Here is a 14,650-nt window from a genome sequence, read left to right as displayed (position 1 = left end):
AGCCTGCCGGATGCTTAGAGCGTGCTGGGCGCCAGCGGCCCCTGCTGGAGCGGCGCCCGGATCGCCAGCAGCTGCTCCAGCAGGGCTTCGAGGCGATGCAGGGGCACCATGTTGGGACCATCGCTGAGGGCCTGCTCGGGATCGGGGTGGACCTCCATGAACAAACCATCCACGCCCACGGCCACGGCGGCGCGGGCCAAGGGCGCCACGAATTCCCGCTGGCCGCCGCTGCTCGTGCCCTGACCACCGGGCTGCTGTACCGAATGGGTGGCATCAAAAATCACCGGACAGCCCAGATCCCTGAGCTGGGGCAGGCTGCGGAAATCCACCACCAGGGTGTTGTAGCCAAAGCTGTTGCCCCGCTCCGTCAGCCAGATCTCGGGAGCGCCGGCCTGCCGGAGCTTCGCCACCACCTGGGCCATGTCCCAGGGAGCGAGAAACTGACCTTTCTTGACGTTGATCACCTTGTCGGTGCCGCGGGTGGCCTCAGCGGCCGCGATCAGCAGGTCGCTCTGGCGGCAGAGAAAGGCCGGGATCTGCAACACATCGACCACCTCTGCCACGGGGGCCGCCTGCACGCTCTCGTGGATGTCGGTGAGCACGCGCAGGCCAAAGCGCCGTTTCACTTCAGCCAGCACATCAAGCCCTGCAGCAACGCCGGGTCCGCGGAAGGAGCCCCCCGAACTGCGGTTGGCCTTGTCAAAACTGGCCTTGAAGATGTAATCGATGCCCAGGCGATCAGTGATCGCCTTGACCTTTTCGGCGATCTCGAAGACCAGCTCAGGGCTCTCGATCACACAGGGACCGGCGATCAGGGTGAAGGTCATCGGTGCAAACGGGGAGTCGGGGGATGGAGGGTGGAGCTCAACAAAACAGATGCTGTGTCAGCGGGTCAGGCCGGCAGTCACGATTGAACGAGTTTGCGTTCCAGCGAGGCGAGATCCCTGAAGGAATCGGAGCGTTCCAACAACTCGCGGAAGCTACCGAACGCCTTGATCTTGCCCTTATCAAACTCATAGATCCGATCGCAGCGCATCACCGTGGAGAGGCGGTGGGCGATCACCACGGTGGTGCAGCGCCTGCCGATCACATCGAGGGCTTCAATCACATCACTCTCCGTACGGTTATCAAGCGCGCTGGTGGCCTCATCCAGCAGGAGAAACTCGGAACCCCGATAAAACGAACGAGCCAGCGCCAGCCGCTGACGTTGGCCACCAGACAACTGCAGTCCATTTTCGCCAATGGGGGTATGGAGTCCGTAGGGAAGTTCGCTGACAAATTCATCGAGCTGGGCCGCCTCCAGCGCCGCCCAGACTGAGTCCTGATCGGTCTCATCGGCGTGGCGGCCAAACGCCACGTTCTCGATCACACTGGCATCAAGCAAGTTGATGAACTGCGGCACCTGAGAGCAGCATCCCTGCCAGGCCGGCACGTCAAAGCTGGAAACAGGAATGCCATCGAGGGAGAGGTGCCCTTTCCCCGGGCTCAGCAAGGCCAGAAGGAGCTGGGCGGTGGTGGTCTTGCCACTACCGGTGGCCCCCACGAAGGCCACACGCGAGCCCACCGGAATGGTGAGATCAATCCCTTTGAGCACCCAGTCGTGGGCGCCGGGGTAGGCGTACCAGACATCCTCGAGGCCGATTGTGCGCGCGGGCATCACCCCCTTGGGGGTGGGTACACCGAGGTCACCAAGCACGGGACTTCCAGTTGGAAGGGTCAGATACTCAATGGTCTTGTCGATCACCGGCAGCCCTCCACGCAGCTGATTGAGCGAACTGAAGAATTCCTGCAGCGGTGGGGTGAGGCGCAGGGCGGCAATGGCCAGCGAGGAGATGAAGGGGATGATCTCGGTGATGCTGGAGCGGTTGCCGTTGAGCAGGGCGGGAACAGCACCAACTGCAAAAATAAGGGTGATCCCCAACGGTTCAATCAAAAAGCGTGGAACCACCGGCAGCAAGGATGCCGACCAGGCATATTCCTTGGCTTTCTCACCGGTTTCGATGAACCCTTTGCGGAAAAAAGCCTCCGAACCGGTGAGTTTGATGTCGCGGATCGAGCCGAGCGACTCCAGCAGAATGTGGGCCGTACGGGCTTCCAGCCGCAGCTTCTGCTTAGACGCATGGCGCAGATAGGGGGTGATCAACTGGGAGAGCACCAGGTAGGAGCCCACCAACGACACGATCAGCACAACAGCCGCCCAGCGGCCAATCACCAAAACACCCAAGGAAAGCAACAGAATCGAGAAGACGCTGCCAAACATCCTCAGCAGTGGATTCACCACGGAGTTAGATGTTTTCTTGATATGGCTCAGCAGCATCGCCGATAGTTTGGCCGTGCTCCTAGAGAGATGATATTCATAATTCTGTGCCAAGACATTGGCGTGGATCTTGTTCGAAAGATCGATCCATACCCTTGCGGTGAGGCGCTGCTGAAAGAACTGCAGAGCCAGCTTGCTGAACGAAGCCGCCCAGGCCAGCAGGGCAAACAACAGAATCAGCCAGAGGCTCTGATCGACCTGATCACCCCCGAAAACGCGCACCCCAGGGATGCGATCTTCGAGCGGGCGGCCGACAAGCGCGCCCATCAATCGGGCAATCACGCCGACAGAAGCCAGGTCGATCAGGCCCGGAAGAATCGACAGTGGCACCAGAATTTTCAGCTGTCTGATGCGTTCCTGAGGCAAGAACGTGAGCAGGGTGCGCAGCTGTCGGTAGGTCCGGCTCTTCAAGAGCGGGTTCAATCGCCTGACGGACTCAAACGTTCAACCCAACCCTATGGGAGACGGCCACCATTCCTGCGCCTAAGCAGCCAGCGCTTTAGCCGCCCCCGGACCTGGTCCAGCCGCAATCTCCACACCGGTAGTGAGCGCAGAGCCAAGGCCTGATCCAGAAGGATGCGGTTCCAATGGGCATCGATCGCCGTCAAGGCCCGCTGCCAGCGCCGGCGCAGCACGGGCTCTGAGCAGGTCTCAAGCAGGGCTTTCAACCGCGCCGGCTGCGGAAGCCAGGCGGCTGGGTCGGCCACGGCCGCCTCGATCCGCTCCAGATCGGCTTCGAGTGTCCCGCAACCGATCTGATGGCCGAGCAGGGAGGGATCGAGACTGTCAGCCAGGGCATGGTTGAGGCTGCTGAACACGACGCAGCCGCAGGCCAGGGCCTCAAGCGGCGGCAGCCCGAAACCCTCGCTGACGCCCCGCCCGCGCCAGTAATCGGCGGAGTCGTAGAGCACCACGGTGGAGCCATTGCACAGCTCGACAAGATCCTCCACCCAGCCGCGCTGGACCTCCACCCGCAGGCCCCGGCCCCGCAGGGCAGGCGCGAGCCGATCCAGCACATAGGCACTGCTCTTGCGCTCCTGCACCAGCACGTCGATGGGCCGAGACCCCGCAGCGACCTGATCCGGCTGGCGCGCTCCGCGCTGCAGCCACTGGGGCTCCAGGGCATTGGGCACAAGGAAAAGGGGATTGCGGGGCGCCCGGTCTCCCCAATAACCCAGAGTATTCTTGCTCACCGCCAGAACCGGCACTCCGGGCGGGAGGTCAAAGCCATAGCCACTGCTGTGGGCGTGATACGCCACCGGCCGCCCTTTCAGCCGGCGCAGCAGCTGCGGCACATCAAAACCCCAGCTGACGATCCAGAGGGCCTCGCCCGGGGAAGGCTCGCCACGCAGCAGGTCAGCGAGGAAGGGGCGGCCCGGTTCCCGTTGCCGGTAGGTGACCAGCTCGGTGGGAACCAGCCCAGCGGTGAGCTGCGCTGTCTGGAGTTCCACCTGAAGGCCACCACAGCGGAAACGACCTGTGGTGCCAGGAACCAGAAAGCGGAGATAGCGCAAGGGAGCTGGCTCGATCGCCACCAACTCTGGCTCAGGCCCTGGCCGCTACCGAACTCAAGCCACCACGGGCTCGGTGCTGCCGGCGCGTTGACGGCGTGTGAGGAAGCCGAACAGCAGTTTGCCGATCGCCGCCACCAGGTTGCCTTCCAGCTCCTGGAACATCGTCATGTTGAGGTGGAAGGCATGGTTGGCCTCCGCCACGATCTGATCGGCCATGGCCTGATCAATCGGCAGGGCATCGAGGCTCTGGCGGTAGGCCGCCTTGAAGACCTTCTCATCGGGGATGGCGTCGAATTCGTAGAACCGCAATCCCTCGTGTTCGCCCAGATTCATCGCCTTCTGGGCAATGTTCTTGAGGATCACACCACCGGAGAGATCGCCGATGTAGCGAGTGTAGTGATGGCCCACCAGCAACTCGGGTGTCTCTTGGGCCACCTGATGCAGCCGGGCCACATACTCCTGGGCCGCGGAGGTGGGCTGAACGGTGCTGCGCCAGTCAGAGCCGAAATAAAATTCCAGATCGGCCTCAAGGGACGAGCGACGGTTGAGCGCGTCGCTGGCGATCGGGCCCACAACCGGATGGCTCTTGAGTTTGCCGATTTCCTCCTCCATGGCGCAATACACGAAATAGAGATCGGCCACAAGCTTGCGGTAGCTGCTCTTATCGACCACACCCTTGAGGAAACAGGTGACGAAGCCGGTGTTCTCGGCCATCGTGTGGGCCTTCTTGGTGCCTTCACGCAACTGGGAAGCAAGGGCAACACTCATCGCCGTTTGGGTGTCGTTGGTACAGACGAAAACGGTAGGCCTCCTGGGCCCTTGGGGTCTGAAGTTGATTGCGAAGGGTTACGCAGCCTGGCTGGGCTCAGCGGCCAGACTCAGCGGCCGGACCGCGGGCCAGCAGATCGAACAGTTGCCGGCAGATCTGCTGGAGCGTTTGGGCCACTTCCGGCTGGGGCGGGTGGGGGCCACTGGGTTGCCAGTCGCCCACGGTGGCCAGGCGCCACTGCTCCCCTTGAAACGTCATGCCGCTGATCAACACGCCGAGCAGCCGGGGCTTGCCGCCGCTGCCGGCCTGGGCGGGGGCTTCACTCAGCCGCAGCTGAATCAGCAGGCTGCGGCACTGGAGGCGGGGGCTCCAGCCGGGGAAATGAAAGGCCAGGTCCACCGATTCCTCCTCCCGGAATTCACGGGTGAGGGGATCGTCGCGCCAGGGGGTGAGATTGGCGCGGGCATCAGGGAAGTGGAGGCGGAACAGGGCGGCCGCCGAGGCGATGGCCTGGGCCATTTCAGGACTGCGGGCCAGGTCTGCCGCATTCATGGCGTTTCCCTTGAGCAGACAAGCAGATCGGGCTGAACCTAGGCTCCGCCGACCGATTCATGCTGCAGCGTCTTCGCGGCCGCCGTGAGCCATGGTCGTCAATCAACCACGGGTCATTCCCTGGTTGCCGCCTCCAACCCCGCTTGACCGCCCAATGGTGATCGCCTCTACCGCCCAGTACGACAAGCTCACCGCCCCCAGCAGCGGCACCGCCATCCGCTTCGAGAACGGCAAGCCCGTGGTGCCCAGCGACCCGATCATTCCGTTCATCCGCGGCGATGGCACCGGCGTCGACATCTGGCCCGCCACCCAGCGGGTGCTCGATGCGGCGGTGGAGCGGGCCTACGGCGGCGAACGCCGGATCGAATGGTTCAAGGTGTTCGCCGGCGACGAAGCCTGCGAGCTCTACGGCACCTATCAATACCTGCCCCAGGACACCCTGACGGCGATCGAGGCCTACGGCGTGGCCATCAAGGGCCCGCTGACCACCCCGATCGGCGGTGGCATCCGCTCGCTCAACGTGGCCCTGCGCCAGATCTTCGACCTCTATTGCTGTGTGCGCCCCTGCCGTTACTACGCCGGCACCCCCAGCCCGCACAAACGGCCCGAGGATCTCGATGTGATCGTTTACAGGGAGAACACCGAAGACATCTACATGGGGATCGAGTGGGCCGCCGATGATCCGGTCTGCGTCGAACTGATCGCCCACCTCAACGACACCGTGATTCCGGCCAACGGCAAGTTGGGCCAGCGCCGCATCCCTGCCGGCTCCGGCATCGGCATCAAGCCTGTCAGCAAGAACGGCACCCAGCGCCATGTGCGCAAGGCGATCCAGCACGCTCTGGGCCTGGAGGGCAACAAGCGCCACGTGACCCTGGTGCACAAGGGCAACATCATGAAATTCACCGAAGGGGCCTTCCGTGACTGGGGCTATGAACTGGCCACCAGCGAATTCCGTGATCAGTGCATCACCGAGCGGGAAAGCTGGATTCTTGGCAACCTGGACCAGGATCCCGGACTCAGTGCCGAGGCCAATGCCCGCCTGATCGAACCTGGCTACGACAGTCTCACCCCGGAGAAGAAAGCGGCGATCGATGCGGAGGTGGACGGGGTGATCGCGGCGATCGGCGCCAGCCACGGCGGCGGCAAGTGGAAACAGATGGTGATGGTCGATGACCGAATCGCCGACAGCATCTTCCAGCAGATCCAGACCCGGCCCCAGGAGTATTCGGTGCTGTGCACCCTCAACCTCAACGGCGATTACATCTCCGATGCCGCTGCCGCGGTGGTAGGCGGCCTCGGCATGGCACCGGGAGCCAACATCGGTGATCACGCCGCGATCTTTGAGGCCACCCACGGCACAGCACCCAAACATGCGGGCCTCGATCGGATCAATCCCGGCTCGGTGATCCTCTCGGGCGTGATGATGCTGGAGTTCATGGGCTGGCAGGAGGCCGCCGACCTGATCACAGCAGGCCTCGGCGCCGCTATCGCTAGTGGCCAGGTCACCTACGACCTCGCCCGACTGATGGAGCCACGGCTGGAGCCGGTGAGCTGCTCAGGCTTCGCTGAGGCGGTGATCCAGCACTTCGACAGCTGAGTCAGGCCAGCCAACCCACCTTGGGTAAGGTCGCACTCCCATGGAACTGCAGCGATCAGGGAGACCCAGCACCAGAGCAGCCGCAAAGGCGAAATCGACGGCTTGCGGGCCGTCGCGATCATCGCCGTCATCGTCAATCACCTGAACGGAGCGCTGTTACCCAGCGGCTTCATCGGGGTTGACGTTTTTTTCGTGATCTCCGGCTATGTAATCACGCGTTCCATCCAGAAGAAGCGAGCCGCCGCCAATCGGGGGGCCTTTCTGCTGGAGTTCTACCGGCGGCGCATTCAGCGGCTGGTGCCGGCCCTGGCGATCTGTGTGGTTGTCACAGCCCTGCTGACCTGCCTGGTGGTTCCCGATCCCACCGCCTCGCTCTGGACCGGTCTTCTGGCGCTGGTGGGCAGCTCCAACGTGTTCCTCTATCAGGAGGCCACGGATTACTTCGGCAGCAGTGGGCTGCTGAACACCTTCACCCAGACCTGGTATCTAGGGGTTGATTATCAGTTTTATCTGATCTTTCCCCTGGCGGCCTGGCAGCTCGGCCTCGGGCGAGCAGGCGCTCCGGGTCGCCGGCGTTTCCGCCTGGCGATGGCCGTCGTGGCCGCGCTTTCGTTCCTGCTGTTCCTGATCCAGAGGCAGCTGGATCCATCCGCCGCCTTCTTCCTGCCAGGCGCCAGGGTCTGGGAACTGGCGCTGGGCTGCCTGCTGGCCACCGCCGGGGAGAGCCAGCGCGGAACTCCGGACCAGGCCAGCGGCATCCGCAACGGGGTGGCCTGGGGGTCCTTGGCCGCCCTGATCGGGGTGACCCTGGCGCCACAGGACGCCGCTCCCATCCCGATGCTGGTCAGCGTGGCGGCCACCGCCGCCCTGATCACAACCCTGCAGCAGGAATCGCCCCTGGGACGGGTCCTGAACTGGCCGCCGCTGCTGCGCCTCGGGGTGATCTCCTATTCGCTGTACCTCTGGCACTGGAGCGTCATTGCCCTCAGCCGCTGGACGATCGGCATCCACGCCTGGAGTGTGCCGTTCCAGCTGCTGCTGATCCTGGGGCTGGCCGAACTCTCCTACCGCTGGATCGAAACTCCGTTGGGCGCCAAGCCATGGGTAACCCGAAGCATCCGAAGCCTCCTGATCGGCTTCGGCATCAATGCCGCCGTTGCAGCCCTGCTGTTGCTGCTGATCAGCGGCGAGCTCGGCAGCTCTCTCTATGCAGGCCAGCGGCCGGCCACGTTGTCGGAGCAACGGCAGAAGCAGCGCATCGCCGGCACATCCATCACATCCTCGGATTGTCTGGTCAACCGCAAGGCACAACCCAAGACCAACCAGATCGGCGCGCTCTTCCGCACCTGCTCGGCTCCGCCCGAGACCACCCAGGGGAGCACCCTCTTCGTGGTCGGAGACAGCCACGCCGCAGCCCTGATTCCCCTGGCCGCTGACCTGCACCAGCAAGGCCTGGGCATCACGCTGCTGGCCAAGGCCGGCTGTCCGTTCCCGGCCACAGCCCACGGCCATCTCGACCCTGGCTGTGCCCGCTTCCAGCGAAAAATTGCCAAGAGGATTCTTGCCGAGGCCCGGCCCGGCGACGCCGTGCTGATCGCGGCCTATCAGCTGAGCCACTTGGGTGGAGATGTGCAGGCCAGCCGTGATGGCTTCCTCGATCCTGCCGGCGAGCCGATCCAAGGCACCAACGCCAAGGTGACGATCTATGCCCAGGCCCTGCAAACGTTCTCGGCCAGGGCCGAGGCCAAGGGCCTGCGGGTGATCGTGATCGGGGCGGGGCCGCGGCTGGTTGGGCGGGACACCTGCCTGCCGGAATGGTTCCGCCCGGGTGACTGGAACCCGGCCTGCCTGGAGGCGCTCCAGCAGGAAGCCGTCAATGCCGAGCAGATCAACACTCAACTGAGCCAATCGCTGCCCGCTGGCGTGCGCTTCATCGATCCGATGCCCTGGATCTGCCCGCAGGGCTGCACGCTCGTCGATCTGCGCAAGCTGCTGGCCGACGACGACCATCTCACCGACACAGCGGTGCGGCGGCTGGAGCAACCGGTGCTGGACGCGAGCCAGGCAAACTGAGAACCATGAGCTGTTCATCTGCCGGCGCCGCTGGAAGCCTCAGCGCCACCGACCCTTGCATCCATTGCGGTTTCTGCTTGCCGAGCTGCGCCAGCTACCGGGTGCTGGGCACGGAGATGGATTCGCCGCGGGGGCGGATCCACATGCTCAAGGCGATCGAAGCTGGAGAGCTGGCCCTCGATGCCACGGTGGCGGGGCATTTCGATTCCTGTCTGGGCTGCCTGGCCTGCGTCAGCGCCTGCCCGTCGGGGGTGCGCTACGACGAACTGATCGAAGCCACGCGGCCGAAGCTGAATGCCCCGGAGCTGCGTAGCCCCTGGCAGAACAGTTTCCGCGCCCTGCTGTTCCGCCTGCTGCCCTACCCCAAGCGCTTGCGGGCCGTGCTGCAGCCGCTGCGGCTTTACGCCGGCAGCCCCCTGCAGGATCTGGCGAGACGCAGCGGACTCACCCGCCTGTTCGGGCCAGAGATCGCGGCGATGGAACGGTTGCTGCCGCCGCTGAGCGCAGAGGCGTTCAGCGATCCCTACCCGCTGGTGGTGCCCGCCACCGGTCCGCGGCGCTATCGGGTGGGACTGGTCTTGGGCTGCGTGCAGCGTTTGTTCGATCCGGCGGTGACCAGCGCGGCGGTGCGCGTCCTCAGCGCCAACGGCATTGAAGTGGTGATTCCGCCCGACCAGAATTGCTGCGGCGCGATGACCCATCACCAGGGAGAGCTGGAGCAGACCCAGGGTCTGGCCAAAGATCTGATCGACTGTTTCGAGGCCGTGGTCGGCGCGGGCAAAGCCGCGGGACCCGAACCCCTCGATGCCGTGCTGGTCACGGCGTCAGGCTGCGGCCACACCCTCAAGAAATACGACGAGCTGCTGGCCGGCAACCCCGCCTGGGCGGCCCGCGCCGGAGCCTTCACCGATCGGGTGGCCGATGTGCAGGAATTCCTCGATCGGGTCGGACTGAGCGAACACTTCGCCGCCCAGCTCCAGCCGCTCCGGCACAGCGACGGCACAGCGGCGACGGCGGAGCGGCCCCTGCGCCTGGCCTATCACGACGCCTGCCACATGATCCACGGCCAGGGCCTGCGCGACCAACCCCGGCGTCTGTTGCGTCAGATCCCCCATGTGCAGCTCCTCGAAGCGGTGGAAGCTGGGGTGTGCTGCGGCAGTGCCGGCATCTACAACCTGGTGCAACCCAACGAAGCCGCCGAGCTGGGGCGGATCAAAGCCGCCGACCTCAGCAACACCGGCGCCGAACTGGCCGTGAGCGGCAACATCGGCTGCAGCCTCCAGATCCGCCAACACATGGGCGGCACAGCCCGCCCGATCGAGGTGCTCCATCCCGTGCAACTGCTGGAGCTCAGCGGCGGGGAGGGAACCTCTAGGCGGGCGACTCGAGCAGCGGCACCAGTTCCTGCAGGATTTCTCCCGGCTTGAGCGCACATGGCTGGCCGCAGCCCGAGCTGCCCTGCCGCTCCAGGTCCGCCACCTTCAGCCGCAGACTGCGCCCGCCCACCATCACGGCCGCCACCACGGCCGCCGTGGCGGCCTGCAGATCCACCAGCACATCGTCGCGGCGCTCGAAGCGCAGGCCGATCTGGCCGAGATCGCCCCGTTCACACAAGCGCAGACTCTTGACCTGCAGGCGCTTGATCTGGCCATGCCGGCTGGCCAGAAGCACGTCGCCATCCGCTGAAACCGAGGCGGCTCCGACGATTGTTTCTCCCGGCAACAAGCGCATCAACACAGGCCCCTGGGCCGTCTTGCCCATCAGCGGCACGGTGGCGTCGTTGACCACAAGGCGCAGCATCCGGCCGGTGCTGCTGGCCACCAGCAGGTCTTCCCCCTCCTGGCACTCGACCACCCGGCAGAGCTCGATCCCGTCCTTGAGCTTCAGCACCGTGGCGGCGCGGCCGGAGAGCTCCAGAAATGTTTCGATCGGCAGGCGCTTGAAGCGGCCATCACTGCTGAGCAGCCCGAGGCTGCCCTGCGGTTTCTTGCCCAGCGGCAACAACTGGCGGACGCCATCACCGCCCAGGCTCTCGGGCAGGAACTTTTCAATGCCGCCGTTCTGCTGGGCGGCGAACTCCCAGCGCAGCATGGCCACCTTGCCCGTGGCACTAAAGGCCAGCAGGGCCGGCTTGGCCGCGATCGGCAGGATCAGCCGGGCTGGGGATGGGTGCTCGCCGATCGGCGCTGCCTCGTCGAGGTGGAGGCGGCCCAGCATCTGGGGACCGAGGATGCGCAGCTGACCGTCGGCCTGAATCAGCAGGCGACCGTCAGGCGGCAGGGCATTAAGGGCCTGCTGGCGCTGCAGTTCGGTGGTAGGCCGAATCGCCGCAGCCCGCTGGGCCACCAGGGCATCACCACCACTGACCAGGCGGGTGCGCCGGGGCGTGGCGAAGCGCTTCTTCAGGCTCCTGAGCTCTACCACCATCGCGTCGAGCAGCGACTGGCGGTCGTCGAGCAGGTGACGCAACCGCTCCCGTTCCTGGGCCAGTTCGCCGGCTTCCTTGCGCAGGCCGTCCTGCTCCAGGCTGGTGAGCCGCCGCAGCGGCATCGCCAGCACCGCTTCGGCCTGGCGTTCCGTTAATTCGAGGTGGACCTGCAGGCTGGCCCTGGCGCTCGCCGCATCCGTGGCCGCCTGGATCCGCTCGATCACCTCAGGCAGGGAATCCAGCGCCCGGATCAAGCCTTCGACCACCTCGAGGCGGTCTTCGGTGCGCTTGAGCGCGTGGCGGGTGCGGCGAATGATCGTGTGCTCCCGATACTCCAGAAAGTGCTGGAGCAGCTGGCGCAGGCTGAGCTGGCGCGGTTGGCCGTCCACCAGGGCCAACAGGATCGCGCCGAAATTGCTCTGCAGGGCGGTGCGGCGCTGCAGCTCGCCCAGCACCTTTTCGGGATCGCCGTCGCGGCGCACCTCCACCACCACGCGCATGCCGTCGCGGTCGCTTTCATCGCGAATGTCAGCGATGCCGCCGATCTTGCCGTCGTTGACCTGATCGGCCAGCTTCTCGATCCAGCCCGCCTTGCTGAGCTGATAGGGCAGCTCGGTGATCACAACGGCACCGCGGCGGTGGCGCCCCTTGCCCGGCTGGATCTCCTCGATATGGGCCACGCCTCGCATCGGGATGCTGCCGCGGCCGTTGAGATAGGTGTCCCGCACACCACTGCCGGTGAGGACCTCACCGCCGGTGGGGAAATCGGGTCCGGGCACCAGCTCGAGCAGCTTGTCATCGCTGAGCTCGGGGTTGCGGATCAGGGCGATCAGGGCCTCCACCACCTCGGCCAGGTTGTGGGGCGGAATGCTGGTGGCCATGCCCACGGCAATGCCGGTGCAGCCGTTGAGCAACAGGAAGGGCAGCAGGGCCGGCAGCACGGTGGGCTCCTGCTGGGAGGCGTCGAAATTCGGCGCAAAATCGACGGTATCGCTGCTGATTTCGTCGAGCAGGCCCTCGTTGGCGATCGGGGCCAGCCGGATCTCCGTGTAGCGCATCGCCGCCGGCGGATCGTCATCGACCGAGCCGAAGTTGCCGTGGCCATCCAGCAGCGGGTGACGGCTGGAGAAGGTCTGCGCCATCCGCACCAAGGCGTCATAGACAGCCTGGTCGCCGTGGGGATGGTATTTGCCGAGCACATCACCCACCACCCGGGCGCACTTGCGGTAGGGCCGATCGGGGGTGAGCCCCAGCTCCTGCATCGCGAAGAGGACGCGCCGTTGCACCGGCTTGAGCCCATCGCGCACATCGGGAAGGGCCCGGCCCACGATCACGCTCATGGCGTACTCGAGGTAGGAGCGCTGCATCTCCTGATGCAGAGCAATCGGCAGAACGCGCTCCTCAGCCATCCGGGTCTGGTGTCTTGGGGCGGAAGGGGCTCAGCCTACAGATCACGTCTGGGTGGGCTGGGCCGGCCTGGGGCTCGCTTACTCGTTCCGGGAGCCCCCCTCGCCAGCCTCTTCTCCAGAATCGGTGCTGCCGGTGGCATTGGCGTTCGCTCGGTCAACGGCACTCTTCAGCTCCGGCTGGCTGAGCAGGGTCTGGGCGCTGAGGCGCAGACGCTCCCCCCAAAGCTGTTCTTTCTGATAGGCATCGAGCACGTAGTTCGGCTCGATCGCCAGGGCTTCGCTGGCCAGCCGCTGGGCCTCTTGGGCGGAACCGCCGCCGGTGTGCAGGGCCGTGGCCAGGGCCAGCATCGGCTCAGCGGCCGTTGCATTGATCTTCAGGCAACGGCGCCAGCGCTCGATCGCCTGGTCACGCCGGCCCAGCTCGTAGAGCACCAGGCCCTGGTTGTTGATCGCCTCCCAGAAGTCTTTGCGCAGCTCCGAGGCGCGCCCGAAGGCGGCCAGGGCACCGTTGGGATTGCTCAGCAGCAGGTGGGCGTTGCCCAGATCGAAGTAGGCGCCGGCGTTCTTTCCATCGAATTTCAGGCCCTGTTGCAGGAGGCCGACTGCCTGCTCCGGTTGGCCTTGTCGCAAGGCGATCGAGCCCTGGGCGAACCAGATGCCGGGATTGCGGGGGTCGAGCTCCTTGGCCCTGGCCAGGGAAATGCTGGCCAGGGCCGGATTGTCGCTGCGCAACTGCGCCTCGGCCAGTAACACCCAGCCCCGGGGATCGTCCGGCAGCAACTGGACCGTGAGGCTGGCCAGCCGGGCCGCATCTTCGGCCTGGCCGAGACGCAACAGGCGAGAGGCGGCCTGGGCAATGCCTAAACCAGCAGATTCCAGTTCCTTGGAACTGGGCAAAAAGGTGTAGGGAACCAGGGCACGCGCCGCCGCGGCCGGCAGCACAACCCCGGCCATGGCCAGACTCAGGGCCAGGGGCGCAGCCGCCAGAGTTTGCATCCAGCGCGGTGCCATGGCTGCCATTCGTTTCAGAATTCAGCCTAGGGGCCGAAACCGCCGCGGCCAGCCAGCAGATTGCGGCGCCACATCCAGGGCTTGATGCGGCGCAGGGCGGAGGCCCGCAGTTGACTGTCCCAGTGCTGATCGCTCCAGCCCAGGGCCTCCTCGGCCTTCAGATCGAGCATCCACGGCTTCGGTTGCAGATCGGGATCGCTGCTGCTGATCAAAGGCTGGTGGTTCCAGGGGCAGACGTCCTGACAGATGTCGCAACCGGCCACCCAAGGGCCCATCGCGGCGCTGATCTCCGCCGGCAAGCGCGCATCGCGGTTCTCGATCGTGTGAAAGGCGATGCAGCGGCGGGCATCCACCACGAACGGTTCGGCAATGGCGCCGGTGGGGCAGGCATCGATGCAGCGGCTGCAGCTGCCGCAGAGGGGTTCGGCCGGAGCATCGGCCGGTAACTCCAGGTTGGTGAGCAGGTGGCCGATCAGGAACCAGGAGCCCCGACGCCGGTGGATCACGTTGCCGTTCTTGCCGATCCAGCCCAGACCAGCCTGCTCGGCCCAGGCCTTGTCCAGCAGCGGTGCGCTATCGACGCAGACACGCCAGCGCACCCCCGGCCGCTGACGCTCCAGCCAGCGGCCCAACCGACGCAAGCGGCCATCGATCAGCCGGTGATAGTCGCGGCCCCAGCCGTAGCGCGCCACCGCCAGGCTGCCTGGTGCCCGCTCCACGGCCACGTGGTAATTCAGCCCCACCGCCAGCAGGCTGGTCACCCCCGACAGCAGGTCCTCGATCCGCTGTCGCCTGGGGTCGGCCATCCAGGTCATCGTGGCCTGATGGCCTGCCGCCAGCCAGCGTTGCAGCGAGGCGGTGCGCAGCTGCAACCTCTCCCCGCCTGGCACGGCGGCGATACCGACCGGCTCAAACCCCAGGGCAGCCGCTTCCCGCTTCAGAGCCAAGGCCAGGGCCGCCATCGATTCTGTGGCGCC

Annotated in this window: 11 protein-coding genes; 3 read left to right on the top strand and 8 right to left on the bottom strand. The window is 65.5% G+C overall.

Translation table 11 applies throughout. From position 1 onward, the window contains the following. Positions 1-14 precede the first annotated feature (14 nt). From kdsA to BM449_RS07925, 5 genes are all read right to left on the bottom strand, one after another. The gene (gene kdsA, locus BM449_RS07945; protein ID WP_071800777.1) at positions 15-827 is read right to left on the bottom strand and encodes a 3-deoxy-8-phosphooctulonate synthase; all 813 of its coding nucleotides are present in this window, start codon (positions 825-827) and stop codon (positions 15-17) included. Positions 828-904: 77 nt separating this feature from the next. Further along, positions 905-2,647, bottom strand: coding sequence for an ABC transporter ATP-binding protein (locus BM449_RS07940; RefSeq protein WP_233830572.1), 1,743 nt, complete (start codon positions 2,645-2,647; stop codon positions 905-907). Between the two features lie 125 nt (positions 2,648-2,772). Further along, positions 2,773-3,831: a glycosyltransferase gene (locus BM449_RS07935; RefSeq protein ID WP_071802090.1), complete on the bottom strand. Its 1,059-nt coding sequence runs from the start codon at positions 3,829-3,831 to the stop codon at positions 2,773-2,775. A gap of 54 nt (positions 3,832-3,885) precedes the next feature. Next, the gene (locus BM449_RS07930) at positions 3,886-4,599 is read right to left on the bottom strand and encodes a biliverdin-producing heme oxygenase (protein ID WP_071800776.1); all 714 of its coding nucleotides are present in this window, start codon (positions 4,597-4,599) and stop codon (positions 3,886-3,888) included. A gap of 97 nt (positions 4,600-4,696) precedes the next feature. Continuing rightward, positions 4,697-5,152, bottom strand: coding sequence for a hypothetical protein (locus BM449_RS07925; RefSeq protein WP_071800775.1), 456 nt, complete (start codon positions 5,150-5,152; stop codon positions 4,697-4,699). A 154-nt stretch (positions 5,153-5,306) separates the two neighbouring features. Here BM449_RS07925 and BM449_RS07920 point away from each other — a divergent pair, with 154 nt between their 5' ends. The 3 genes from BM449_RS07920 (at position 5,307) to BM449_RS07910 (ending at position 10,252) form a co-directional block, all read left to right on the top strand. Continuing rightward, complete coding sequence (locus BM449_RS07920; RefSeq protein ID WP_071800774.1) at positions 5,307-6,752, top strand: NADP-dependent isocitrate dehydrogenase; 1,446 nt, start codon at positions 5,307-5,309, stop codon at positions 6,750-6,752. A gap of 102 nt (positions 6,753-6,854) precedes the next feature. After that, complete coding sequence (locus tag BM449_RS07915) at positions 6,855-8,825, top strand: acyltransferase family protein (RefSeq protein ID WP_071800773.1); 1,971 nt, start codon at positions 6,855-6,857, stop codon at positions 8,823-8,825. Between the two features lie 5 nt (positions 8,826-8,830). Continuing rightward, on the top strand, positions 8,831-10,252 hold the full coding sequence (locus BM449_RS07910) for a (Fe-S)-binding protein (RefSeq protein WP_083544467.1): 1,422 nt from the start codon (positions 8,831-8,833) through the stop codon (positions 10,250-10,252). Here BM449_RS07910 and BM449_RS07905 read toward each other — a convergent pair. The 3 genes from BM449_RS07905 to queG all read right to left on the bottom strand — a co-directional run bounded on the left by BM449_RS07905 (position 10,197) and on the right by queG (position 14,635). Continuing rightward, complete coding sequence (locus BM449_RS07905) at positions 10,197-12,662, bottom strand: DNA topoisomerase (ATP-hydrolyzing) (protein ID WP_071800772.1); 2,466 nt, start codon at positions 12,660-12,662, stop codon at positions 10,197-10,199. The genes BM449_RS07910 and BM449_RS07905 overlap by 56 nt on opposite strands. A gap of 78 nt (positions 12,663-12,740) precedes the next feature. Then, on the bottom strand, positions 12,741-13,673 hold the full coding sequence (locus BM449_RS07900; protein WP_071802089.1) for a tetratricopeptide repeat protein: 933 nt from the start codon (positions 13,671-13,673) through the stop codon (positions 12,741-12,743). 26 nt (positions 13,674-13,699) lie between these two features. Next, positions 13,700-14,635, bottom strand: coding sequence for a tRNA epoxyqueuosine(34) reductase QueG (gene queG, locus BM449_RS07895; RefSeq protein ID WP_071802088.1), 936 nt, complete (start codon positions 14,633-14,635; stop codon positions 13,700-13,702). Positions 14,636-14,650: the final 15 nt, after the last annotated feature.

The sequence above is a fragment of the Synechococcus sp. SynAce01 genome (genome assembly GCF_001885215.1).
Lineage (GTDB): Bacteria > Cyanobacteriota > Cyanobacteriia > PCC-6307 > Cyanobiaceae > Regnicoccus > Regnicoccus frigidus.
The sequence above is the reverse complement of the archived record's forward strand: the minus strand, read 5'-3'. Positions and strand labels throughout refer to the sequence as shown.

Bases quoted from the DNA above. Each gene is read 5' to 3' on its own strand.
- BM449_RS07905 (WP_071800772.1), bottom strand. From the start codon at position 12,662: ATGGCTGAGGAGCGCGTTCTGCCGATTGCTCTGCATCAGGAGATGCAG.
- BM449_RS07925 (WP_071800775.1), bottom strand. From the start codon at position 5,152: ATGAATGCGGCAGACCTGGCCCGCAGTCCTGAAATGGCCCAGGCCATC.
- queG (WP_071802088.1), bottom strand. From the start codon at position 14,635: ATGGCGGCCCTGGCCTTGGCTCTGAAGCGGGAAGCGGCTGCCCTGGGG.
- BM449_RS07920 (WP_071800774.1), top strand. From the start codon at position 5,307: ATGGTGATCGCCTCTACCGCCCAGTACGACAAGCTCACCGCCCCCAGC.
- BM449_RS07910 (WP_083544467.1), top strand. From the start codon at position 8,831: ATGAGCTGTTCATCTGCCGGCGCCGCTGGAAGCCTCAGCGCCACCGAC.
- BM449_RS07900 (WP_071802089.1), bottom strand. From the start codon at position 13,673: ATGGCACCGCGCTGGATGCAAACTCTGGCGGCTGCGCCCCTGGCCCTG.
- BM449_RS07930 (WP_071800776.1), bottom strand. From the start codon at position 4,599: ATGAGTGTTGCCCTTGCTTCCCAGTTGCGTGAAGGCACCAAGAAGGCC.
- kdsA (WP_071800777.1), bottom strand. From the start codon at position 827: ATGACCTTCACCCTGATCGCCGGTCCCTGTGTGATCGAGAGCCCTGAG.